General features: G+C 69.8%; 20 protein-coding genes and 1 pseudogene. 11 read left to right on the top strand and 10 right to left on the bottom strand.

What is annotated here, in order from left to right:
• Window positions 1–344 precede the first annotated feature (344 nt).
• A complete protein-coding gene (locus OOK07_RS15970; protein WP_266797082.1) occupies window positions 345–494 on the top strand; it encodes a hypothetical protein in 150 nt (49 codons plus the stop codon).
• Here OOK07_RS15970 and OOK07_RS15965 read toward each other — a convergent pair.
• Complete coding sequence (locus tag OOK07_RS15965) at window positions 480–680, bottom strand: DUF397 domain-containing protein (RefSeq protein WP_266797081.1); 201 nt, start codon at window positions 678–680, stop codon at window positions 480–482. The two genes, OOK07_RS15970 and OOK07_RS15965, sit on opposite strands and share 15 nt — an antisense overlap.
• Complete coding sequence (locus tag OOK07_RS15960; RefSeq protein WP_266797080.1) at window positions 680–1,525, bottom strand: helix-turn-helix domain-containing protein; 846 nt, start codon at window positions 1,523–1,525, stop codon at window positions 680–682. The genes OOK07_RS15965 and OOK07_RS15960 overlap by 1 nt, the downstream gene beginning before the upstream one ends.
• Window positions 1,526–1,726: 201 nt before the next feature.
• Here OOK07_RS15960 and OOK07_RS15955 point away from each other — a divergent pair, with 201 nt between their 5' ends.
• Window positions 1,727–2,392 carry an ATP-binding protein gene (locus tag OOK07_RS15955; protein WP_266797079.1) on the top strand — a complete coding sequence of 222 codons (666 nt, stop codon included), beginning with the start codon at window positions 1,727–1,729 and terminating at the stop codon, window positions 2,390–2,392.
• Between the two features lie 104 nt (window positions 2,393–2,496).
• Here the strand turns inward: OOK07_RS15955 and OOK07_RS15950 are convergent, their stop codons facing one another.
• The 4 genes from OOK07_RS15950 to OOK07_RS15935 all read right to left on the bottom strand — a co-directional run bounded on the left by OOK07_RS15950 (window position 2,497) and on the right by OOK07_RS15935 (window position 9,868).
• Complete coding sequence (locus OOK07_RS15950; protein WP_406313319.1) at window positions 2,497–5,565, bottom strand: DEAD/DEAH box helicase; 3,069 nt, start codon at window positions 5,563–5,565, stop codon at window positions 2,497–2,499.
• Between the two features lie 333 nt (window positions 5,566–5,898).
• Complete coding sequence (locus OOK07_RS15945; RefSeq protein ID WP_266797076.1) at window positions 5,899–6,909, bottom strand: SEC-C domain-containing protein; 1,011 nt, start codon at window positions 6,907–6,909, stop codon at window positions 5,899–5,901.
• Between the two features lie 187 nt (window positions 6,910–7,096).
• Window positions 7,097–8,335 carry an MFS transporter gene (locus OOK07_RS15940; RefSeq protein WP_266797075.1) on the bottom strand — a complete coding sequence of 413 codons (1,239 nt, stop codon included), beginning with the start codon at window positions 8,333–8,335 and terminating at the stop codon, window positions 7,097–7,099.
• A 60-nt stretch (window positions 8,336–8,395) separates the two neighbouring features.
• A complete protein-coding gene (locus tag OOK07_RS15935) occupies window positions 8,396–9,868 on the bottom strand; it encodes a glycoside hydrolase (protein ID WP_266797073.1) in 1,473 nt (490 codons plus the stop codon).
• Between the two features lie 215 nt (window positions 9,869–10,083).
• On the opposite strand from OOK07_RS15935, the gene OOK07_RS15930 reads away from it, so the two are divergent.
• Window positions 10,084–10,911, top strand: a complete 828-nt coding sequence (locus OOK07_RS15930; RefSeq protein WP_266797071.1) for a class E sortase — start codon at window positions 10,084–10,086, stop codon at window positions 10,909–10,911.
• 25 nt (window positions 10,912–10,936) lie between these two features.
• On the opposite strand, the gene OOK07_RS15925 is transcribed toward OOK07_RS15930, so the two are convergent.
• A complete protein-coding gene (locus OOK07_RS15925) occupies window positions 10,937–12,424 on the bottom strand; it encodes an MFS transporter (RefSeq protein ID WP_266797070.1) in 1,488 nt (495 codons plus the stop codon).
• Window positions 12,425–12,492: 68 nt separating this feature from the next.
• On the opposite strand from OOK07_RS15925, the gene OOK07_RS15920 reads away from it, so the two are divergent.
• The 4 genes from OOK07_RS15920 (at window position 12,493) to OOK07_RS15905 (ending at window position 15,230) form a co-directional block, all read left to right on the top strand.
• The gene (locus tag OOK07_RS15920; protein ID WP_266680767.1) at window positions 12,493–13,020 is read left to right on the top strand and encodes a winged helix-turn-helix transcriptional regulator; all 528 of its coding nucleotides are present in this window, start codon (window positions 12,493–12,495) and stop codon (window positions 13,018–13,020) included.
• 59 nt (window positions 13,021–13,079) lie between these two features.
• Window positions 13,080–13,394 (top strand): DUF6412 domain-containing protein, encoded by a 315-nt coding sequence (locus OOK07_RS15915; RefSeq protein ID WP_266797068.1) that lies wholly within the window; start codon window positions 13,080–13,082, stop codon window positions 13,392–13,394.
• A gap of 91 nt (window positions 13,395–13,485) precedes the next feature.
• Complete coding sequence (locus OOK07_RS15910; protein ID WP_266797066.1) at window positions 13,486–14,220, top strand: YidC/Oxa1 family membrane protein insertase; 735 nt, start codon at window positions 13,486–13,488, stop codon at window positions 14,218–14,220.
• Between the two features lie 152 nt (window positions 14,221–14,372).
• Window positions 14,373–15,230 (top strand): fumarylacetoacetate hydrolase family protein, encoded by an 858-nt coding sequence (locus OOK07_RS15905; RefSeq protein ID WP_266680761.1) that lies wholly within the window; start codon window positions 14,373–14,375, stop codon window positions 15,228–15,230.
• Window positions 15,231–15,305: 75 nt separating this feature from the next.
• On the opposite strand, the pseudogene OOK07_RS15900 reads toward OOK07_RS15905, so the two are convergent.
• The 3 genes and pseudogenes from OOK07_RS15900 to OOK07_RS15890 form a co-directional block, all read right to left on the bottom strand.
• Window positions 15,306–15,650 (bottom strand): annotated as a pseudogene (locus OOK07_RS15900) (LLM class flavin-dependent oxidoreductase); the annotation flags it as partial.
• An 83-nt stretch (window positions 15,651–15,733) separates the two neighbouring features.
• Window positions 15,734–16,237 carry a heme-degrading domain-containing protein gene (locus OOK07_RS15895; RefSeq protein WP_266515077.1) on the bottom strand — a complete coding sequence of 168 codons (504 nt, stop codon included), beginning with the start codon at window positions 16,235–16,237 and terminating at the stop codon, window positions 15,734–15,736.
• Complete coding sequence (locus OOK07_RS15890; RefSeq protein ID WP_266797064.1) at window positions 16,234–17,325, bottom strand: Gfo/Idh/MocA family protein; 1,092 nt, start codon at window positions 17,323–17,325, stop codon at window positions 16,234–16,236. The genes OOK07_RS15895 and OOK07_RS15890 overlap by 4 nt, the downstream gene beginning before the upstream one ends.
• A gap of 195 nt (window positions 17,326–17,520) precedes the next feature.
• On the opposite strand from OOK07_RS15890, the gene OOK07_RS15885 reads away from it, so the two are divergent.
• The 4 genes from OOK07_RS15885 (at window position 17,521) to OOK07_RS15870 (ending at window position 22,062) form a co-directional block, all read left to right on the top strand.
• Complete coding sequence (locus OOK07_RS15885; protein WP_266801956.1) at window positions 17,521–18,639, top strand: ROK family transcriptional regulator; 1,119 nt, start codon at window positions 17,521–17,523, stop codon at window positions 18,637–18,639.
• A gap of 498 nt (window positions 18,640–19,137) precedes the next feature.
• Window positions 19,138–19,989 (top strand): hypothetical protein, encoded by an 852-nt coding sequence (locus OOK07_RS15880; RefSeq protein ID WP_266797063.1) that lies wholly within the window; start codon window positions 19,138–19,140, stop codon window positions 19,987–19,989.
• A gap of 60 nt (window positions 19,990–20,049) precedes the next feature.
• Window positions 20,050–20,805 carry a GntR family transcriptional regulator gene (locus OOK07_RS15875; RefSeq protein WP_266797061.1) on the top strand — a complete coding sequence of 252 codons (756 nt, stop codon included), beginning with the start codon at window positions 20,050–20,052 and terminating at the stop codon, window positions 20,803–20,805.
• A gap of 132 nt (window positions 20,806–20,937) precedes the next feature.
• Window positions 20,938–22,062, top strand: a complete 1,125-nt coding sequence (locus tag OOK07_RS15870; protein ID WP_266797059.1) for a TIGR03364 family FAD-dependent oxidoreductase — start codon at window positions 20,938–20,940, stop codon at window positions 22,060–22,062.
• Window positions 22,063–22,086 lie beyond the last annotated feature (24 nt).

Raw genomic sequence — 22,086 nt, 5'->3', positions numbered from 1 at the left:
TTCTTCCCTGGGCTTCGCACCCTCACAAGCGGGACCTGTGAACGCACGCCAGGGCGGGGACTGATCTCGAACACTGATCAGGAACTACGCATCCGGTCTATAACCGGCCTCCGATCTGCGAGTTCACTCGAAATGCGCGACTTCGTGTCGCACCGATCAACGCCCACTGCTGGTCCGATAAATCGCTCGGATACGGTCTTCGCTCCATGCCCCGAACCCCAGCATGGCCGTGACGAGCGGCCGGCCCGTACGACGATCAGTACCACGAACGAGCGATCACGAACCGAGAGAGAAGGGACTTAACGCCCTCTCAGTCGGAGTGCACCGGCAGCGCGCCGCGGGCGATGGCCGCTCTGCGGAACCTGACCATCGGCAGGCTGCGGCTGCTGGGAGCCGACAACATCGCCAAGACCACCCGAGCGATCCAGGACGCACCCGAACACGCCGTCTGGATCTGGGGCATCACCGACAGCCTGCTCCTACCGGGAACTTGAAGTCGCCCTGAGCGCATCCATGAAGGCCCCCCAGGTGCCATCTCCCACAGTCATGCTGGGCCCGTCGGGCAGCTTCGAATCACGCACGAAGGTGCTGCCACCGGCATACATGCACTCGACGCACTCGGTACCACTCCCACCGCTGTAGGAGGACTTGAACCACTGGTGCGACGAGGGCGCTGCCATCAGAGCTCCTTGCTTATACGGTGGACGATCTCCGCCGAGGACTCGAGATCGAGTGCCTGCGCGCTGAGGTACTCGAACGCCAACCTATAACGCTCAAGTTCTGGCCGCTTCTCCATGAAGAGCCCACCGCCGAGCAAGTCCACGTACACCACGTCCAGTTCGGGTGCGGGGCCGCGAAGGACTGCAAAGCTGCCAACGGCAGCCGCGTGAGCACCCGTTGAGAACGGCAGCACTTGCACGGTGATGTGAGGTCTCTGAGACATCGTGAGTAGGTGCTCGAGTTGGCTCTGCATGACCTCGCGGCCACCAACCCTTCGCCGGAGCGCGGCTTCATCGATCACGCACCAGATATGTGGCGGCTCATCGCGTTCAAGGAGTTCCTGTCGCTTCATGCGGATGTCGACCATGTGCTGCACTTCGCGCTCAGGGCATTGAACCTCCGAGGCGCAGTGCACAGCCTCGGCGTAGGGCCGCGTCTGCAGAAGTCCGGGCACGTACATGCATGCGTAGTGGTCTTCGCGTACTACCTCGTCCTCAAGGGTGAGCATGAGGTTCATGGACTCGGGAATAGGGTCGGCGAGTGATCGCCACCAACCCTGGATCTTGGCGCCCTTCGCGAGTTCCACGAGGGCCCCACGCTCTTCGTCCGAGGCGCCGTATTCGCGGCAAAGGGCGTCAACGGTCGGCCACTTGACCGTGCCTTCCTTCGTCTCGTAGCGACTGAGCGTCGCTTTCGAGATGCCGACGAGCGTGCCTGCCTCCTCAAGGGTCAATCCCTTGGCTTCGCGGAGGCGACGCAGGTCAGCGCCCAACTGGCGCCTTCGTGTCGTGGGTCCAACTGGCATGTAAGCAGCCCTTCGTGTCGTTCGGTCAGATCGTCTCGGTTGTTCGATCCCGGCGGCAAGACGGCGTGCGCTGGGGGCGCGCGATGTGGGTGTGCTCCTCTCCGGTCATGATGAGAGTTCCATTTTGAGAGTTCCAGTGCAACTCTAAGTGTGCACCTAGTTGCTTACCGCAACTCGACTGACTGGTGGAGGAGTTGAGCCATGGACTGCACCACATGCATGCCGAGGAAATCGTGGGACCTTCCGTTCCTGGCGGAATCTGAGGAAGCGGCAGCACTCCGACGTGTCTTGCGGACCCACTTGAGGCTCTGGGGCCTACACGAGTCGATCGACGCCGCCCAGCTCTGCGTCAGCGAGTTCGTGGCCAATGTGATCAACCACGTCGGACCCGGCACCCCGACCACTCTCGCCGTCTCCATGAACGGCACGTATCTGCGTATCGAGGTCCACGACCCTGATACGCGAGCGCTCCCGATCCTCCAGCAGGCGGACGCCGACTCGGAAACGGGACGGGGTATGGCACTCGTCGATGCGGTCGCCGACCGTTGGGGTGTGCAACTCCATCCCGACCGGAAGGTGACATGGTGTGAGCTTGCGACGGGGCTCACCTCGCCGAACGGACACGCGGGTGGAGCCCGTGTCACACGGGCCGAAGCGCTCCTCGGTAGTTACACGGCGGCAACGCTGCCCAGTGAGTCGGGCACGAGCCGGATGCGCATGAGGATGGCCGAAGAGACGGTGATCGACGTCATCACCGACTTCCTCCACTGGCTCAGAGCCCATGGCCGTGATGCCGATGAGGCCCTGGACCGTGCGCAGACGCACTTTGAGGTGCAGATCGAGGAAGTCGGAAGGCTGCCTTACTGAACCACTTGGTGACGAAACGGCGAATGGCAGATCGTTCCACCTCTGGCGGCCGTCAGCGGGCCTAATCCAGGCTGTGAGTGGAACGGATCTGCCGCGGCGCGCGACTACCCGGCAGCGATCGTCGAGTACGTCCACACATCAGCCGGAAGCTCGTGCTGAAGATCCCACGTGATCGCCATCGGCTTGCTGCCCGCGTGCTTCACATAGGTCGCCGGGCCCAGGAACATCCAGGGCTCTGACTTGCCGATGGCGTTGGACTTGTAGCGGCGCAGGAACAGGAGGACATGGCTGCCCTGCTCGGCGTGGTGTTGGTAGCGCAGGCCGGTCTTGGAGCTCTCCGGGGTGGTGCTCTGCGACTCCCAGTGGAAGCGGGTGGGGCTGATCGCGTAGTCCTTGTAGCGGACGCTGGGGGAGAAGTCCCGTTCGTTCTTCTCCAGGGTGATCAGCAACGCGTCGGTCTTGATCTCCTCGACCCAGGTCACCCCCTGCGCGAACACCCCGGGCATCTGTCCGCCCAACCGCGCGACCCCGAGCGCTGACAAGACCTCGGAGCGGTTGTAAGCGCTGTGGATCTTCAGCGGAAGATGACCGAGTGGCCCGTCCAGGGGGATGGGGTAGTGGTCGGTGCGGTCGAGGACGTACGACAGGACCTGTTGAAGTTCGTCGCGGACGAGGTGTTGGGCGCGGAGGGATTCGAGACCCTCTCGGTAGCTGGAGAAGCCGCCCGCCTTGTCCCAGAGGTTGAAGAAGAGCATGCGGGCGTGCGCCTGCTCGGTCGGGGAGAGGGAGTCGTAGCCAGGGGCGTCGTCCGCGAGGAGGCGGAGGTACGTGCCGGCCCTGTCCCGGTCGTCCACGTGGAGGAAGGCGTGGACGCGCTTGAGGAGGTCCTCCTCACCCGGCAGCGGGGCCTCCTTGATGACCCCCGCCTTGCGGAGGACCTTGGTCCAGGAGTTGTCGCTCTTGTAGAGCTCCTTGATGTCCCGCCGGCTTTCGCGCAGGTACGCCTCCAGCTTGGGCGTGCTGTAGTCCCGGACCTCTTTCGCCAACGTGTTGATGGTGGCGTTGAGTTGGGTGCGGATGTTGGCGAGGACGAGGTCCTTGGACTTGCCCTCCAGGATGATCTGGCAGCCGGAGGGCAGCTGCGGGAAACCGCGCTCGACGCCGTCGACCAGGCGGTTGCGGGAGAGGTTCGTCAGAGCGCGGAACTGCTCCTCGAAGCGGAACTCCGCCCGGTGCTGGCCGATGAAGTCCAGCACCGTCAGTACCGGCTTGTTCGGCGTACGGCGCAGACCGCGTCCCAACTGTTGGAGGAAGACGGTCGCGCTGTTCGTGGGGCGAAGGAGAAGCAGGGTGTCGACGTCGGGGACGTCCAGGCCCTCGTTGAACAGGTCGACGGAGAAGATGACTTGGATTTTGCCGTTCTTCAGGTCGTCCAGTGCCTGTTCCCGCTCCGCGGGAGACGAGTCGCTGTCCAGGGCCGCAGCCCGGAGTCCCGCCTTGTTGAACTGTTGCGCCATGAAGTGAGCGTGCTCCTTGGTCACGCAGAAGCCCAGGGCGCGCATGGCTGCGGGGTTGGAGATCTTGTCCTTGACCTGCTTGAGGACGATGAGGGCCTGTCCGTCGTCGGCTGTGTAGACGTTGGCGAGTTCGTCGCGGTCGTAGTTGCCCGATCGCCACCTCAGCCGTGTCAGATCCGTGCCGTCGGGGATGCCGAAGTAGTGGAACGGGCACAGCAGATCGGCCTCCAGGGCTTCCCACAGCCGCATTTCGGCGGCGATCCGGCCCTTGAAGAACTCGTCCTGCACATTGAGCCCATCCATCCTCTCCGGCGTCGCGGTGAGGCCGAGCAGTTCGGTTGGCGCGAAGTGCTCGAGTACGCGGCGGTACGTGTTCGCCGTGGCGTGGTGGAACTCGTCGATGACGATGACGTCGAAGTGGCCGGGACCAAGCTGCTCCAGCCGCTGGAGGTTGAGGGACTGGACGCTGGCGAAGACGTGGGTCCAGTCACGAGGTTCCTGGCCGTTGTGGAGCAGCTCACCGAACGAAGCGTCGGCGAGCACCTCTTGGTAGGTGCGCAGAGACTGTCTCAGGATCTCCTTGCGGTGAGCGACGAAGAGCAGCCGAGGGAGCTCTCCACCGCGCTGGTCGCGCATGGTGCGGTAGTCCAAGGCGGCCATGACGGTCTTGCCCGTTCCGGTGGCGGCGACCAGGAGGTTCTCGTGGTGATGGCGGATCTCGCGCTCGACGCGGAGACGTTCCAGCATGTCCCGCTGGTGGGGGAAGGGCTGTACTTCGAGGCCGGATAGGTTGATCTTGAGGTCGTCGCCCGACCTCTTGCCTCCTGCTCGGGCCAGTGCCTCGGCGAGGCGCTCCCCGTCCTCATCGGGGTCGTACGACTCGAAGGCCGGGTCATCCCAGTACGCCTCGAACGTCGCCTCGAACTTTTCGAGCACTCTGGGCGTGGCGACGGATGAGAGCCGTACGTTCCACTCCAGGCCGTCGAGGAGCGCGGCCTTGGACAGGTTGGAGCTGCCCACGTAGGCCGTGTTGAAGCCGGTCTCGCGGCGGAACAGCCAAGCCTTTGCGTGCAGACGCGTCGACCGGATCTCGTAGTTGACCTTCACCTCGGCGCCGAACTCGCGGACCAGGCGGTCCAAGGCATGTCTGTCGGTGGCCCCGATGTACGTGGTCGTGATGATCCGGATGGGGACTCCGCGCTTCTTGGCCGCGCGGAGCGAGCCTTCGAGTACTCGTATTCCGTGCCATTTCACGAACGCGCACAGCAGGTCGATGTGATCGGCCGTGGCCAGCTCCGCCCGCAGTTCGGCGCCCAGGTTGGGGTCGTCCGGGGCGTTGGTGATCAGCGCGGTTTCGGAGAGGGGCGTGAGGGGGCGAATCGCGTAGACGCCGGGAGCCTCCTGCTCAGCGAGCGCCAGGAGTTGCCGGGGGCCATCGGCGATGGCGCCTACGACCTCATCCAAGTCCGGGTCCGGTGCATGCGTGGCCAGAGACTCCAGGATCTGGTTGGCAACGGTCACCTGCTTGTTCTGCGGCAGTTGACTGAGCCTGCGCCCCACGGCCTCTCCGATGTGGCGTGCCAGCACGTGGGGCGCGGACTCTTCGCTGACTTCCTCGTCGATTGCCTTCCAGCCCGCGGCTTCGAGCCGCTCCATCCGGTCGTGCAGGGTCCGCGTGATCAGCTGCTCGTAAACACCCGCCACCGGTTGCGCCCGGTCCCCCGATTCCGCCACGGCTGCTCCCTGATCCCTCGCGATTGATCTCTCACGTCGATATGGATCTGTTCTAACAGCAGCCACCGACAATCGAAGCTCTTCTGCTGCAAGGTGATCGTTTTCGGACAGGCAAGTTTGGGAAAGCAGGCCTGAGCTACCGCGAAAGCCGTCAGAGCCCTGTGTGGCCCTCAGAACTCGGAGGCCCGCCGGGTCGGCTATGTCGTCCGCTGAGTGGGGGCACTTCGACTGGTGAGAAATGGGCCCGCGTGGCCGCTACACCCCGTGACACTCCCCATACCCCCGCCCCGACCCACACCAACACCCAGCCCCCCGCTGCGGCGGCCACTCCACAGCCCGCCCCCGCGCCGCCAGCGTCGTCGCGTACTGCGGCAGAAGATCCGCCTCGCCAGGCGATGTCATCTCCGAAGCCGCGAAGGCCTCGTACGACGGGACCGTGCCTGTCACGATTCCCAGGTTCGGCGTTCCGCTGGCCGCCAGTTCCCGCAGTGACCCCTCTATCGTCGCGAGGTGGTCGGTATGGGACGGGTACTCGGCGGCCAGGGTCGGGTAGCCCGCCAGCAGCTCAGCCAGCTCCTCCTGCGGCCAGTGCAGGACCGCCACCGGGAACGGGCGGGAGAGGGCCTCGCGGAAGGTGCCCAACTCCGCCCGCAGCCGCGAGATTTCCGCCGCCAGCTCCGCCGGGTTGTCCGAGCCCAGGGACCACACGCGCTTGGGGTCGTGGAGTTCGTCCAGGGAGACCGGGGACGAGTGCAGGAGGTCCGCCACCGTGTCCCACTCGTCGTGGGCGAGCCCCAGCATCCGCCTCACCCGGTGGCGGCCGAAGAGCAGCGGATGTGTCGCGTAGGGGGGCTCGTCCACGTCTGTCAGGAGGACGCGGGCTCCCTCGGTGAACGTCTCCTGGGCCGCCTCCAGCTCGTCGTGCGACTCCAGTGACTCCGCCACGATCACCCAGGGAGCCGGGTCCCGTGGGGCCGCGGCGCGGACGCCGTCGATGATCGCGCGGGCCTCGGCCTCGTGGCCGTACTCCCACAGGTTCGAGGCCTTGAGGGCTCGTACCAGGTAGGGGTCCTCCAGGTCGGTCCGGGAGGAGAGCAGGTGGTCGTAGAGCGCGGTCGCGGCGGGGCGGTCGCCGGACAGTTCCAGGTGGGCCGCGGCCTGCAGGAGCAGGGCTTCGGCGTCCTCGGGATACAGGTCGGCGGTCCGCTCCAGGCGTGCCGCTTCGGCGGTGTGGTCGACGTTCTCGGCGGGCGTGTCGGGGCGCATGGACGACACCGTACTGCCGATGGCTTACGGAGGCGGAGACAAGGGGTGAGATATGTGCAGGTCCGGCGGTCCCGTCACCGTGGCGTCGCCCGGTCTTGGGGTGTCGGCCGGGCGGAGCTGCCTGCCGAGTGCGCCGCCACTGTCAGGACCGTCGGGACTGGCAGGACCGTCGGGACGGGCGGGACCGTCAGGACGATTCACTGTGGGGCGCTCGGTCCTTGGGCGTTGGTCGGGCGCAGCCGCGTGCCGCGTAGGCCATTACCGCCAGGCCCGTCAGGGCGATGCCCGCGCCGACGTAGAGGGGAGAGGTGTAGCCGAGGCCGGTGCTGATCGCGAGGCCGCCCAGCCAGGCTCCGAGCGCGTTGCCGATGTTGGAGGCGGAGACGTTGGCGCTTGCGGCGAGGGGGACTCCGCCCGCCTCGTCCGTCACGCGGGTGATCATGCCGGGGACGGCGGCGAAGCCGAACAGACCCAGGAGGAAGATCAGGATCACGGAGGCGGCGGCGCTGTCGGCGAGTAGGCCGAAGAGCGTGAGTGTGGTGGTCAGGCCGGTCAGCGACACGATCAGGGTGAGGTCGCGGTTGCGGTCGGCTCCGCGTCCGCCCGCCAGGTTGCCGGCGACCAGACCGGTGCCGTAGACGACGAGCAGCCAGGCCACGTCGGTGTCGGAGAAGCCCGTGACCCGGGTGAGGGTGTAGGCGATGTAGCTGAACGCGCCGAACATTCCGCCGTAGCCGAGGGCGGTCGCCGCGAGCGTCAGCCACACCTGGGCGGAGCGGAAGGCGTGCACCTGCGCGCGGAGGCCGGTCCTGGAGGCGCCGCCGTCCGCGCTGTCCGTGCTGGACGCCGGGGCGGCCGTGCCCGCCCAGGACGGCACCAGCACGGCGATGGCGATCAACGCGGCCAGCCCGATCGCCGTGATCGCCCAGAACGTGGCGCGCCAGCCCCAGCGATCGCCGACCAGGGCGCCGAACGGTACGCCGAGGACGTTCGCCACCGTCAGGCCCGCGAACATCATCGCGACCGCCCGCGAGGCCCGTTCCGGCGGGACCAGGCGGCGGGCGACCAGGGAGCCGATGCCGAAGAAGGAGCCGTGGCACAGGGCGGCCACGACGCGTCCGAGGAGCATCACCTCGTAGCCGGGGGCGACGGCGGACAACAGGTTGCCCGCGACGAACAGGGCCACCAGGCCGACGAGGACGGCCTTGCGGTGCAGGCCGGCGGTGGCGGCGGTGAGCGCGATCGCGCCGACCGCCACCGCCAGGGCGTACCCGGAGATCAGGCGGCCGGCCGCGGCCTCGGACACGTGGAGGCCGCTGCCCACCTGGGGAAGGAGCCCGGCGATCACGAACTCGGTCAGCCCGATTCCGAAACCGCCGAGCGCGAGCGCACCCAGGGCGAGTCCGGGGCCGTGGCCGGGGGTCAAGGGGTGTCCGGGGTCCGGGCCGTGGGAGGCGCCCGTGCCGGTCGCGGCCCGCGGCTCCAGCTAGATCACCACCCCGTCGATCTGCAGCGTCTGCACCGCCTTCGCCGCGAACGGCACGGCGACGGTCTTCCCGCTTACGTGCGTGTCCGAGTACGACTTGTACTTGTCCCCGCCCGTCGTCACCGTGTTCCAGCGGGGTACGAGTCCGCCCGAACCGCCGCTCACCGTCGTGAAGTTGGAGAGGTTGAAGGTCAGGGTCTGGGCCGACGAGGACGTGTTCGCCGCCACGATCACCAGGCGCTTCGCGCTCGCGTCGTAGGCCGCCGCCGCGTTGCTCACGCCCGTGTCGAGGATCTTCATGCCCGGGCGGATGTGGCGGCTGAACTGTGCCATCACGTAGTACTTCGTCTGGACCGCGCCCGCCTGGAGGGTGTTGGCGTCGTACGCGATCATCGCCCAGTTCGAGGACGGGTCCATCACCTGCCAGTAAACCCAGGCGGTGGGGTGGAGCCAGCGGAAGTCGTAGAGCAGGTTGCTCGCCATCGTGAGGCCCGTGCCGTCGTTGTCGCCCGTCTCCGAGTTCCACAGGGCCTTGCCGGCCGTCGTCACCACGTCCGTGTAGAGCAGGTCCCGGCGGCCGCCCGAGCCTTGGTAGCCGTGGACGTTGACCCGGTTCACGTACCCCTTCGTCGTCGACGAGAAGGAGTTCCACGTCGTACGGGCCAGGTCGTAGCTGGTCTCGTCCGAGGCCGAGATCCTGGTTCCCGTCAGGCCCCGCTTGTCCAACTCGCTGCGCACGAACGGCAGTACGGCAGACTGGACCGTCGCGTCGATGTGGCAGCCCTCCTGGGTGCCGGTCGCCGTCCACCAGTTGGAGCTGGGCTCGTTGAAGGCCTCGACCGTCGCGAAGTTCACGCCCCAGTTGTTCTTGGCGCGGAGGGCGACCGCGGCGAGGTGGGAGGCGTGCTGGCGGTAGTTCCACGTCTGGAGGTTGTTGCCGCCGCCGGAGGCACCGGAGGGGTTGTGGTTCTGGCACATCCACCACATGGGGGAGTTGGCGAACAGCTCGGTGGTGGCGCCGCGGTTCGCCGCCTTCACCAGCATCGCGCGCTGCGTGGCGTCCGCCGTCCAGTCCCAGGCCGAGGAGGCCGGGTCCTCGTTGTTCCAGTCCTGCCAGTAGCCCTCGATCTGCTTGAAGGCGGGGATGTTGGGGGATACGGCCATTTTCTCGCCGGACACGGTGTTCGAGCTGCACGCGCCGAGGTTGTAGCGGGCGATGTTCAGACCCAGGCCGGGCAGCGAGGTGCCGTTGTACGTCGTCGACTTGGTGGTGAAGAAGATGTCGGCGAAGTCGTCGCGCGCGCCGAACACATTGGCCCACCAGGCAAGGGAGGTGCCCCAGCCCTCCCAAGTGCCGTATGAAGTACGGGGGTTGATGCTGATCGTGGCATCCGCGCGGGCGGTGCCGGTCGCCAGCGCACTGCCGAGGAGGGTGCCGCCCGCTGCGGTCAGCAGGGTTCTGCGTCGGATCATGGCTACTCCGCTTCACTGGAGGTCCCGTTTTGCGCCACTCGTGCCACGACGAAGCATCGGGTGTGACGCGTGGGGTTGTCGAGAGTTGTGACAGCCCTTTCTAAAACCTTCGTACGAAGTACCGGACAGCGCTTACGGCTGGTTACTTCACGTCATGCCCCCTATCGTGCGGGCGGCCCGTGAAGGAGGCGTGCGGAGGCAGAGGAGGCGTGTGGATGCGCGTTCCGGTTGTTCAGCGCGGAGGCCGGCTTCCGGTCGTGCAGCACAGGAGTCGGCGGCGGCTGGCCCGGCGCCGGCGGGTGTGGTGGGCCGGGGGAGAGGCCCTCGTCACCGTAGGCCTCGTACTCCTGCTCCTGGTCGTCCATCAGCTGTGGTGGACCAACCGGGAGGCCCGGCGCGGCGCCGATCGGAAGGTGGAGGCCCTGGAGCGGGAGTGGGGCGACGGCGGGGCGGGCAACCAGACGGGCAACGGCGGCGGCGACACTGCTGCGTCCGCCCCGTCGACGCCGGCCAGGCCGCTCGACGGCGCCGGCACCCGTGACACCCGTACCGGCCGGCAGACCACCACCGCCCGGCAGTCACGCCCCACCTGGTCCCAGGCCTACGCCGTCCTCAACATCCCCCGCCTCGGCCTCCGCGTCCCGGTCGCCGAGGGCGTCAGCAAGCAGAACGTCCTCAACAAGGGGTACGTCGGCCACTACCGCGGCACCGGGCAGCCCGGCCAGGTGGGCAACTTCGCCCTCGCGGGGCACCGGAACACCCACGGTGAGCCCTTCCGGTACCTCAACCGGCTGCGGGCGAAGGACGTCGTGCAGGTGGAGACCAGAAGCGCGACGTACACGTACGCCGTCGACAGGACCCTGCCGCAGACCTCGGCCCGCGACGCCGGTGTCATACGGCCGATTCCGCGCTCCGTCGTCAAGCCGCGCTACGGGTACGGCGAGCCCGGTTACTACATCACGCTGACGACCTGCACTCCCGAGTACACGTCCAGGTATCGGCTGGTGGTGTGGGGGAAGCTGGTGTCGATGCGGCCTCGTTGAGACGCGCCTCGTTGATACGCGCCGGTCACGCCCGCTCCCGCAGCGCCAGTACGGCCACCGCCGCCAGTGCCGCCAGGCCCGCCGACACCGCCAGTGCGATGTTCGCGCCGTGGCCCGGACCGCTGCCCGAGGAGGTGACGATGGCGATCGTCAGGGCGACTCCGGCGCAGGAGCCGATGTAGCGGAAGGTCTGCTGGGCGCCCGAGCCCATGGCCGCGCGGGCCGCCGGTACCGATTCCACTGACAGCAGCGGCAGGGCGGCGTTCAGGAGGCCGCTGCCGATGCCGCCCAAAATCAGGCCCGGCAGGAGGCGGTGCCAGGAGCCGGAGTCGATCGCGCCGAGCATCGTCAGGACGCCGGCCGCGTGCAGGGCGAAGCCCACGGCCAGTTGGTGGCGAGGCGGGACGCGGCCCGCCAGGCGCTTGGCCTGGAGTGCGACCGTGAAGGACAGGCCCGACCAGAGCAGGAACAGCCAGGCGGTGTCCATCGGCGAGAGGCCGAGCACCTGCTGGAACAGGACCGGCAGGAAGCTGAAGAGGCCGATCACCGCGAGGCCCGTGAACAGGCCGCCGGCGGACGAGGCCAGGAAGCCGGGGCGGCGCAGCAGGCCCAGGTCGATCATCGGGGTCGCGGTGCGGCGTTCCACGAACACGAACACGGCCACCAGCACCACGGCAGCCAGGAACAACAGGCCCACCTCGGTACGCAGCCAGCCGTCACGGCCGAGTGTGAGGGCGGCGACCAGTGACACCAGCGCCAGGCCGAAGGCCAGCGCGCCCAGGATGTCCGGGCGTCCGCCTCTCGGTGAACGCGATTCCGACAACGCGCGCGTCGACAGGGCCGCCACCAGGAGCGCGGCCGCGCCCAGAACGCCGTACGCCATCCGCCAGTTCGGCATCGCGCCCGCCACCAGCGGCCCGGCCGCGATACCGCCGCTCACGAAGGCGCCCCACACGCCGGTCGCGTGCAGCCGGCCGCGCGGGGTCGGGAACGCGGGCACGATGAGGCCCAGGCTGCTCGCCAGGATCGCCGCGCTGGCCGCGCCCTGCGCGACACGGGCCAGCGTGAACAGCAGGGTCGACGAGGCCAGCGCGCCCAGGGCCGTGGTGATGCCGAGGGTGAGGGTGCCCAGGAGGAAGATCCGGCGGCGGCCGAAGTCGTCGGCGAGGCTGCCGGCGACCAGGAGGACGGCGGCCAGGCCCAGCGGAGTGCCGTTGATGAGCCAGGCCTGCGCGGAGAGCGGGGTGTGCAGGGCCAGCGCGGTGTCGCGGAGGGTGACGACCGGCGCCGTGTACGTCATGAGCGTCACGGCGGTGGCCGCGCTGGTCAGGGCGAGGGTGGCGCGTGGGTGCGGGGGCGCCTGCGCGTGGGATGCCGGTCTGGCCCGCGGCGCGGTGGGCGCGGCGACTTCGGTGGCGGCCTTGCGGGCGGCCTCCGTAACGGCCTCGGGGGCGGCCACGGTGGCGGTCATGGCGTCCACCTCGGCCGTGGTTCGTTCATTGAACCTAGTCATGTCCGGCACCGTAACACAGTAGGTTCGTTCATTGAACCTGCGCCAGCAGAATGGTTACAGTGGGCGGCATGGCACTGGGCAAGGACTACGCGACACAGGAGTGCTCCATCGCCCGCGCGCTGGAGATCATCGGCGAGCGCTGGACGCTGCTCGTCGTGCGCGACGCGCTCTACGGGGTGCGGCGCTACAACGACTTCCTCGTCCACCTCGGCATCCCGCGCGCGGTCCTGGCCGCCCGCCTCCAGACGCTCACCGCGGAGGGGATTCTCGAGAAGCGGCGGTACCAGGAGTCGCCGCCGCGCGACGAGTACGTCATCACCGAGCGCGGCATCGCCCTGTGGCCGACGCTGCGCTCGCTCGGGTTGTGGGGCCGGGAGCACTTCTCCGAGACCCAGCTGCGCTACTTCCGGCACAGCGACTGCGGCACCGAACTCGGGCCGTACGGCGAATGCCCCGCCTGCCGTGCCGTCGTACCCGTCGAGGACATCCTCATGGAGCCGGGACCGGGAGCCGATCCGGACCCGGCGGATCCGGTCAGCCGGGCACTGCTCAAACCCAAGAGGCTGTTGCAGCCCGTCGAGACCGGTCAGGTATAACCGAGGGAGAGCAGGACGAGTACGGGCAGCACCGGCACAGTACGAGGGGGAGGGCAGCCATGATCCGCAATCGGGCCGCGCTGCGCCCAGCCGCCGTACTGCTGATGCTGATCCTTCAGGCCGTGCTGCTCGTCGACAACGGCAGCCTCACCGCCGCCGTCGCGCTCGCCGCGACCGCCGCCGCCGGCTCCGCGCTCGCCCTCTGCTCGGTCATCACCGCGCGCTGCGCGCCCGCCGTACCGCCCACCCGGGTGCGTACGGCCATCCGCGACCGGGCCCGCCGTACGGCCTTCCTGCCGCAACGCGACCCCGACGCCAAGGGGCGCACCCGGCCCCGGGCCCCCGGATCCGCCCTTCCGGCGACCGTCGCGTAGGGCTCACCCGCACATCTCCGTGACCCCACGCGGGTCGTCATGCCGCCATGTCCTGATACCGGCACGACGAGACCCTCCGGAGGGCTCACCCATGTCCGTCTTCTCCGTGTTCGCCGATCTGGTCGAACACCTCGCCGACCTGCTCCAGCCGCTGTTCGGCGCCACCGCGGCCGCCGCCGCGATCGTCCTGTTCACCGCCTTCGTACGACTGCTCGTTCATCCCCTGTCCCGCGCCGCCGCGCGCGGACAGAAGGCCCGCACCGCCCTGCAGCCGAGGATCGCCGAGCTGCGGAAGAAGCACGCGAAGGAACCCGAGAAACTCCAGAAGGCGGTGCTGGAGCTGCACGCCGAGGAGAAGGTGTCGCCGGTGTCCGGGTGCCTGCCCGGGCTGCTGCAGCTGCCCGCCTTCTTCCTCCTCTACCACCTGTTCTCGAACACGACGATCGGCGGCCGGAGCAACGGTCTGCTCGCCCACCAGCTGTTCGCCGCCCCGCTCGCCGGACGGTGGGCCGACGCACTGGGCACAGGCGGGGCCTTCGGGTCGGCGGGGCTGGTCTATCTCGCACTGTTCGCCCTGGTCGCCGGGGTCGCGACCTTCAACTACATGCGTACGAAGCGGATGATGGCCACGAACAGCCCGCTTCCCGTGGGCGACGTGGGCGACGGCGAACAGCGGGTGCCGGGGCTCGGAGCGGTGAGCAAGGTGATGCCGTTCATGTCCTTCTTCACGCTGTTCACGGTGGCGGTCGTGCCGTTGGCCGCCGCGCTGTACGTGGTGACCAGCACGACGTGGAGCGCGGTGGAACGGGCCGTGCTCTACCGCTAGGTCCCGGGGGCGCGAGGTCCCGAGGTCGCGGGGTTACGGTCCAGTCCGTGAACCGGGTATTGCGGACTGGACGCCGACCTTGGAGGATCGACCAGTCCTCCGATGGCTGCACCCATCGGTCGGGCGCCCGCGATCGAGTGGAGAGTGTGATCATGAAGCTGCTGCGAGTCGGTACGGCGGGAGCGGAGAAGCCCGCGCTGCTGGACGCCGAGGGGGTGCTGCGGGACCTCTCCGGTCTCGTCCCGGACATCGACGGCGCGCTGCTCGCCGACGACGAGGCGCTGGGGCGCGTCCGGTCCGCGGCCGATGCCGGTGAGCTGCCCGCGCTGGACGCGGCCGGGCTGCGGGTGGGGCCGCCTCTCGCGCGCATCGGCAAGATCGTGTGCATCGGGCTGAACTACCACGACCACGCCCGCGAGACCGGGGCCGAGCCGCCCGCCGAGCCGGTGATCTTCTTCAAGGCCGCGGACACGGTCGTCGGGCCCCATGACACGGTGCTGGTCCCCCGCGGGTCGGTGAAGACCGACTGGGAGGTCGAGCTGGCGGTCGTCATCGGGCGTACGGCCCGGTATGTGGAGTCGGCGCAGGACGCGCTCGGCCACGTCGCCGGGTACGCGGTGGCGCACGACGTGTCCGAGCGCGAGTTCCAGATCGAGCGGGGCGGGACCTGGGACAAGGGGAAGAACTGCGAGACGTTCAACCCGCTGGGTCCGTGGCTGGTGACCGCGGACGAGATCGCCGATCCGCAGGACCTGGCGCTGAGGCTGTGGGTCAACGGGGAGTTGAAGCAGGACGGGACGACGGCCGAGCAGATCTTCCCCGTGGCGGAAGTGGTGCGGTACGTCAGCCAGTTCATGACCCTGTACCCGGGCGATGTCATCAACACCGGTACGCCGGCTGGGGTCGCGCTGGGAGAGCCCGAGCCGAAGCCGTTCCTGCGGGCCGGGGATGTCGTGGAGCTGGAGATCGAGGGGCTCGGGCGGCAGCGGCAGGAGTTCAAGGACGCGTAAGCGCGCTGCTGGGAGAGCCGGGGGACTGCGGTCGTTTGGCGGCTGCGGGCCGTCTGTGGCTTGTCGCGCAGTTCCCCGCGCGTGGCTGACGCCCAGGCCGAGGACGAACCGGCCGGGGTGGGCCCTCTCCAGCTCGGCGAAGGCGGCCGCGCTCTCGGTGGCCTCGTACTGCCAGATGGACTGGATGCTGGTGCCGACCGAGAGCTGCGAGGTCGCCGCGACGAGCGGTGCGGCGTGGTGGGCGGCGCTGCTGCCGCCCAGCCAGGCCGTGCCGTACCCGAGTTGCTCCAACTCCGCGGCGGCGTCGGCCAGTTCGGAGCGACGGGATGGGTCCTCCGAGCGCAGACCCGCGCTCCAGACGCCGTACCGGCCGACGGTTGCCTTCAAGGTGTCACTCGCGGTTCGGTCCCTCCGGTCGATGCGCTGTACATCGGTGTCAACCCGGAGGGTGCCTCGCGATAATCCCTGTGATCCCCGGGGTTCCCTGTGATCCCCTCATGCGCTCAGCGCTTCAGGAACTCCTCCAGCGCCTCCACCACGAGCCGGTGGTCCGCCAGTTGCGGCAGGCCGGAGACGGTGACCGCGCCGATCACGCCCACGCCGAGGACGTTGATCGGGAAGGAGCCGCCGTGGGCCGCGTACACGTCCGGGTCCAGGCGGGAGGAGTCCTCGAAGGTGCTGCCCTTGGCGCGGAAGCGTGCGCCGACCAGGTAGGAGGCGGAGCCGTAGCGCTCGACCACGCGACGCTTGCGGGCGATCCAGGCGTCGTTGTCGGGTGTGGAGCCGGGGAGCGCGGCGTGGAAGAGCTGCTGGCCCGAGCGGTGGATGTCGACGGCGACGGGCGCCTGGCGTTCCCGGGCCAGCTCCACGAGGAGCGACCCAAGGGCCCAGGCGTCGTCGTGGGTGAACTGGCTGAAGACCAGGCGCCGTTCCTGCGCCTCCAGTTCCTCCAGGGGCGGGGTGAGTTCCGGGTGGAACTTCGGGGTGATCTCCTGGTTGCGCGTCACAGCGTCACCGCCACTTGGTCGCGGGCCGAACGGCGGGCCGCCTCCAGTACGTCGAGGGCGGCGGCCGCCTCGGCAGCGGTCACCGGGTTGGGGCCGCCGTCGATGAGAGCCCTGGTCACGGCCGCATAGTACGCGGGGTAGTCGCCCGGGAGGGTGGGTTCGGGGCGGCCACCGCCGGTCAGCGGGGACTCGCCGCCAGAGGGGGGACTCCCAGCACCGACCCGGCCCCACAGGGACTCCGCCTCCGTGCCCCAGTCGGCTGCCGTGCCCGGACGCCTGCCCTCGCGCAGCGCCGCCTCCTGCGGGTCGAGGCCGTACTTCACGTAACCAGCCCGCGAACCCAGCACCCGGAAACGCGGGCCGAGTTGGGCGGTCGTCGCGGAGACGTACAGGTGGGAGCGCACACCGCTCGTGTGCGTGAGCGCGATGAACGTGTCGTCGTCGGTCTCCGCGCCCTGGCGGCGGATGTCCGTCTCGGCGTACACCTGCGCGGCCGGGCCGAAGAGGACCAGCGCCTGGTCGACGACATGGCTGCCGAGATCGTAGAGAAGACCTCCGATCTCTGCGGGGTCGCCGGACTCGCGCCAGCCGCCCTTGGTCTGCGGGCGCCACCGCTCGAAGCGGGACTCGAAGCGCCATACGTCGCCCAACTCGCCCTCGGCGAGCAGCTTGCGGAGGGTCAGGAAGTCGTTGTCCCAGCGACGGTTCTGGAAGACGGAGAGGAGGAGGCCGCGCTCCTCGGCGAGGGCGGCCAGCTCGCGCGCCTCGGCCGCCGTGCCGGCCACGGGCTTGTCCACCACCACCGGGAGACCGGCCTTCAGGGCGGCCGTCGCCAGCGAGACGTGCGTCCTGTTCGGGGACGCGATGACGATCAGGTCCAGCTCGGCGGCGCGGCCGAGCAGCTCGTCGGGGGCCGCCGCCACGCGTACGTCCGGGAACTCGGTGCGGGCCTGCTTCTGCCGCTCCGGGTTCGAGGTGACCACCGTGTCGAGGGCGAGGCCCTCGGTGGCGGCGATCAGCGGGGCGTGGAAGACGGAGCCCGCGAGGCCGTAGCCGATGAGACCCACGCGGAGAGGAGTACGAGTCATGCATCCACTTTCGCAACGCTGTTGCCAAAGTGCAAGCGCGGGGGACAATGACGGCGTGGACAGGATGAGCGGGGCGGCAGGGGCAGGGGTAGAGGCAGAGGCAGGGGCCGCGGAGACCTGCCGGGCCGGGACGGCACGTCCGGTGGGAGTGACCGGAGGACCTCGGTGACAGAGGCGACTGGAGTGACCGATGGAATGGCCGGTGTGACCGGTGGGGTGGCCGGTGTGTCCTGGCCCGTCGGCGCGAATCTGCCGGCGCTGCGCAGTCACAACATGGCGCTCGTACTCGACCTGCTGCGCACGGCCGGTGCGGACGGGATCAGCCGGCTCGAACTCGCCGAGCGGACCGGGCTGACCCCGCAGGCCGTCAGCAAGATCACTGCCCGGCTGCGCGCCGACGGGCTCGTTGCGGAGGCGGGCCGCCGCGCCTCGACCGGGGGCAAGCCCCGTACGGTGCTGCGGCTCGTGCCTGAGGCGGGGCACGCGGTCGGGCTGCATCTGGACCGGGACGAACTGCGGACGGTGCTGGTCGATCTCACGGGCGCCGTGGTGGGGGAGCGTCGCACCTCGCTGGACCTGGGGGTGGGGCCGGAGGCCGTGGTGGCGGCGGTCGCGGGAGAGACGGGCGCGCTGCTGGGCGCGGTGCCGGGAGGACTGGACGCCGGGTCCCTCCTCGGCGCGGGTGTCGCCCTGCCCGGTCCCCTCGACCACGCCCGCGGTGTTCTGCACCGGGTGACGGGATTCCCCGAGTGGGACGGCTTCCCGCTGCGGGACGCGCTCGCGCGGCGGCTCGGGGTGCCGGTCGTCCTGGACAAGGACACCAACGCGGCCGCGCTCCGGCTGGCCGTCGAAGGCGAGGGCGGGTCCTTCGCCTATCTGTATCTCGGTACGGGACTCGGTGCCGGACTCGTCCTCGGCGGGACCGTGCACCGGGGCGCCCGTACCGGGGCCGGTGAGTTCGGGCACCAGGTCGTCCAGCTGGACGGACCGCTGTGCGGCTGCGGCAACCGCGGCTGCGTCGAGGCGCTGTGTCTGGCCGCGGTGGCACGCGGCCGGGTCGACGAGGCGGCACGCGTGCTCGGCACAGCGGCCGGCAACCTGGTCGCCCTGCTCGACATCGACCTCGTCCTCCTCGGCGGCCGCACCGTCACGGCCGCCCCGGACGTCTTCGTACGGGGGGTGGGCGCCGTCCTCGACGAGCGTGCCCGGCGAGTGGGCGAGCCGGCGGTGTCGGTACGGGTTGCCTCGGGCGGGGTCGCCGAGGGGGCGGCGCAGCTGGTGTTGGCACCGCTGTTCGGGCGGGCCGATGGCTGAGGCGGCGAGCAGGCGAGCAGGCGAGCAGGCGGATTGGCGCAGGCTGGCCGGTGGCCGGTGGCCGGTGGCCGGTGGCCGGTGGTCGGTGGCCGGTGGCGGATGGTTGGAGCAGGCTGGCTGACGGCTGATGGCGGGCGGCAGGCGGCTCAGGGCCTACCGCGGGCGGCTGAGGCCCGGCGGCTGTTGCCGCGGGTGGGCAGATGGTTGGCGCAGGCGGGCCGATGGCTGAGGTGGCGAGCAGGCGGGCGGGCGGATTGGCGCAGGCGGGCCGATGGCTGAGGTGGCGAGCAGGCGGGCGGGCGGATTGGCGCAGGCGGGCCGATGGCTGAGGTGGCGGGTGGTTGGCGCAGGCTGGCTGACGGCTGTTGCGGCGGGTGGGCGGATGGTTGGCGCAGGCGGGCCGGCGGTGGGTGCGGGTGTGGGTGGGCTGATCGAGGGGTCTTGTGGGGTCGTGCGGAGCGGCGCCGTATCGCGGCGGTCCCCACCAGGCACAGTCACATGTTCATGCGACTCTGCACGCCCGTCTCCCTCTGCCTGGCAGCAGCCGCCCTTCTCTCCGTGGCGAGCCCGGCGCACGCGGCCCCCGGTCCCGCCTGCGCCGCTCCGGACAACCGCCGCTTTCCCCTCACCAGCCGTATCCACGGTGGCCCGGACGCCTACGAGGCGGGCGGCGGTTATGGCACCTGGTATCTGGATGTCACCAACACCACCCGCGGGACCTGCGGAAACATCCACCCGGTCGTCGTGCTCGTCGACGACAAGCGCGCCCTGAAGCCCTCTCAGCCCCGTCTGGAGTTCTACGACGGCGGCCACCCGCACCCCGTCCGCTTCGAGAGCACCGACGAGCAGGAGCTCGTGGGCGCCTTCGACGACGGGTCCCCCGGCCTCACGGTCGGGCCCGGAAAGACCGTCACGGTGAAGGTCCGGCTCGCGCTGACCTCGGACGCCGTGCCCAACAAGGTCACCGTGAACGCCGCCGTCGTCCAGCGCCACAACGACGACGGCGACTGGGTCGGGCAGTCCAACGACTACCCCTTCCGCATCCAGGACGACCCCACCGGGGCGCCGTCCGAGAGCCCCGCCACCGGCACCTCCAGTACCGCTGGCACCTCTAGTACCGCTGGCACCTCTAGTACCGCTGGCACCTCCAGTACCTCCAGTACCTCTCCCAGTGCCTCCGGTACCGCCACCCCGCCACCCGACCACGACCCGGGCCTCCCCTTCGCCGACGAGCTGGCCAGCACCGGCCTCGGCACCGCGGGCGGACTCGTCGGTGCCGCCGCCGTCCTCCTCGTCACCGCCGGCGCCGTGCTGCTGGCCCTCAGGCCACGGGCGCGACGGCGGCGCTGACGGCCCGGGTCCGGGCCGTACCCGCCGTGGCGTGGCGCGGCGTCTGCGACGATCCCTCCCGTGGACTACCCGAACGACCAGGCCCCCGGTGCCCCCGTCCGCTCCGGCATCCCGGAACACGGCCGCATCCCGAAGTACTACGCGGTGAAGGCGCGCATCGACCGCCTCGTCGGCGAGCTGGGGGAAGGCGGTGCCATCCCCACCGAGCGGGACCTCTCGGAGGAGTACGGGGTCGCGCGGGAGACCGTACGGCAGGCGCTGCGCGAGCTGGTGCTGGAGGGCAAGCTGCGCCGGCAGGGACGAGGCACCGTCGTCGCGGGCCCCAAGCTCGAACAGCCCCTCTCCCTCGCCAGCTACACCGAGGGCGTACGGCGGCAGGGTCGCACCCCCGGCCGCAGCCTCGTCACCCTCGACCGCTTCCCCTGCCCGGACGCGCTCGCCGCCGAGACCGGCCTCGAACGCGGCGAACCCGTCTGGCACCTGGAGCGCGTGCTGCTCGCAGACGACGAACGGGTCGGCCTGGAGAGCACCTACGTCGCCGTGGCCCGCGTCCCCCGCCTCGACACCGACTTCGCGCCCGACTCCTCCTTCTACGGCTACCTCCTCGACCGTGGCATCGGCTTCGGGGACGCCGACGAGCGGATCGAGACGGTGCTGGCCACGCCCCGCGAGGCCCTGCTCGTCGGGACCCCGCCGGCCCTTCCGATGCTGCTCATCCACCGGATCTCGCGAGACACCGAGGGGCAGCCGCTGGAGCGGGTGCGGACCTTGTACCGCGGGGACCGGTTCTCGTTCACCGCGCATCTCCAAGGCTGAGTCCGCACCCCGCCACACCTCGAAGTCGCATGACAAAAGCATAACGGGTCTAGCCCAAATGGGATGACTCGTTCAGGCTCTCGTTGTCAGCCGGATTCCTCCGGATCTCTCTGCGCGAGGAGCGTGGCCGCCGTGAAAGTGACAGTCGTCGGAGCAGGCGTGGTGGGCACCATGCACGCCTGGCAGGCAGTGGAACGCGGCCACGAGGTCGTGCAGATCGAGCGCGAGGCCGAGGCCCGCGGCGCCTCCCTGCGCAACTTCGGGCAGATCTGGGTGAGTGGGCGAGCAGGCGGAGAGGAACTCGAAACAGCCCTCAGGGCACGGGAGTTGTGGGAGCGGATCGGCGAGCGCGTGCCCGGGCTCGGGTTCCGGGCCAACGGCTCCCTGACCGTCGTCCGCGGCCCCCTCGAACTCGCCGTCGCGGAGGCCGCCGTGGCGCGGGAGGACTCCGCCGCCCGCGCATACAAGCTCCTCGCACCTGCCGAGGCCCGTGCCCTGAACCCCGCCCTGCGCGGCGAGTTCACCGCCGCCCTCCACTGCGAGCGCGACGGCGCCGTGGAGCCGCGTACCGCTCAACTCGCCCTGCGCGCCGAACTGTTGAAGTCCCCGAACTACACTTTCCTGCCCGGGCGGGAGGTCCGGGACGTCGTCGGCGCCGCTGCGGTCCGGGACGATCACGGCGAGGTGCACCACGCCGACGCCGTCGTCCTGTGCACAGGAGCCTCGCTCGGCGGCCTCGTGAGGGAACTCGCCGGACCCGACCTGCCCGTCCGCCGCGTACGCCTGCAGATGATGCAGACCGACCCCCTCGGTGAGCCGCTCACCACGTCCGTCGCGGACGCGGACAGCTTCCGGTACTACCCGGCGTACGCGTCCGGGGCGCTCGACGAACTCAACGCCCGGCAACCGCAGGCCCCCACGGCACGGGACCACCGTATGCAGCTCCTCATGGTCCAGCGCGCCGACGGCGGGCTGACCATCGGCGACACCCACGAGTACGAGCACCCCTTCGCCTTCGACACCGCCGAGGACCCCTACGACCACCTCACCGGGGTCGTCGAGTCCCTCCTCGGCCGCCCGCTGCCGAAGATCCGGCGCCGCTGGGCGGGGGTGTACGCGCAGTGCACCGATCCGGCGCGGGTCGTGCACCGGCAGCAGGTGGGCGACGCGGTGTGGCTGGTCACCGGACCCGGCGGGCGCGGGATGACCTGCTCGCCCGCGATCGCCGAATCCACCGCGAACGAACTCGGCTGGTGAGGAAGTTGACCAACCTCCACATGA

It is taken from the genome of Streptomyces sp. NBC_00078, from assembly GCF_026343335.1.
Taxonomy (GTDB): Bacteria; Actinomycetota; Actinomycetes; order Streptomycetales; family Streptomycetaceae; genus Streptomyces.
Note: the sequence above shows the minus strand (reverse complement) of the source record. Positions and strands in the feature narration are given on the sequence as shown.

What these genes read in the sequence shown, in the direction of transcription:
- OOK07_RS15970 (WP_266797082.1), top strand. Translation starts at nt 345, where the DNA reads ATGGCCGCTCTGCGGAACCTGACCATCGGCAGGCTGCGGCTGCTGGGA.
- OOK07_RS15965 (WP_266797081.1), bottom strand. Translation starts at nt 680, where the DNA reads ATGGCAGCGCCCTCGTCGCACCAGTGGTTCAAGTCCTCCTACAGCGGT.
- OOK07_RS15960 (WP_266797080.1), bottom strand. Translation starts at nt 1,525, where the DNA reads ATGCCAGTTGGACCCACGACACGAAGGCGCCAGTTGGGCGCTGACCTG.
- OOK07_RS15955 (WP_266797079.1), top strand. Translation starts at nt 1,727, where the DNA reads ATGGACTGCACCACATGCATGCCGAGGAAATCGTGGGACCTTCCGTTC.
- OOK07_RS15950 (WP_406313319.1), bottom strand. Translation starts at nt 5,565, where the DNA reads ATGGAGCGGCTCGAAGCCGCGGGCTGGAAGGCAATCGACGAGGAAGTC.
- OOK07_RS15945 (WP_266797076.1), bottom strand. Translation starts at nt 6,909, where the DNA reads ATGCGCCCCGACACGCCCGCCGAGAACGTCGACCACACCGCCGAAGCG.
- OOK07_RS15935 (WP_266797073.1), bottom strand. Translation starts at nt 9,868, where the DNA reads ATGATCCGACGCAGAACCCTGCTGACCGCAGCGGGCGGCACCCTCCTC.
- OOK07_RS15930 (WP_266797071.1), top strand. Translation starts at nt 10,084, where the DNA reads ATGCGCGTTCCGGTTGTTCAGCGCGGAGGCCGGCTTCCGGTCGTGCAG.
- OOK07_RS15925 (WP_266797070.1), bottom strand. Translation starts at nt 12,424, where the DNA reads ATGACTAGGTTCAATGAACGAACCACGGCCGAGGTGGACGCCATGACC.
- OOK07_RS15920 (WP_266680767.1), top strand. Translation starts at nt 12,493, where the DNA reads ATGGCACTGGGCAAGGACTACGCGACACAGGAGTGCTCCATCGCCCGC.
- OOK07_RS15915 (WP_266797068.1), top strand. Translation starts at nt 13,080, where the DNA reads ATGATCCGCAATCGGGCCGCGCTGCGCCCAGCCGCCGTACTGCTGATG.
- OOK07_RS15910 (WP_266797066.1), top strand. Translation starts at nt 13,486, where the DNA reads ATGTCCGTCTTCTCCGTGTTCGCCGATCTGGTCGAACACCTCGCCGAC.
- OOK07_RS15905 (WP_266680761.1), top strand. Translation starts at nt 14,373, where the DNA reads ATGAAGCTGCTGCGAGTCGGTACGGCGGGAGCGGAGAAGCCCGCGCTG.
- OOK07_RS15890 (WP_266797064.1), bottom strand. Translation starts at nt 17,325, where the DNA reads ATGACTCGTACTCCTCTCCGCGTGGGTCTCATCGGCTACGGCCTCGCG.
- OOK07_RS15885 (WP_266801956.1), top strand. Translation starts at nt 17,521, where the DNA reads ATGGCCGGTGTGACCGGTGGGGTGGCCGGTGTGTCCTGGCCCGTCGGC.
- OOK07_RS15880 (WP_266797063.1), top strand. Translation starts at nt 19,138, where the DNA reads ATGTTCATGCGACTCTGCACGCCCGTCTCCCTCTGCCTGGCAGCAGCC.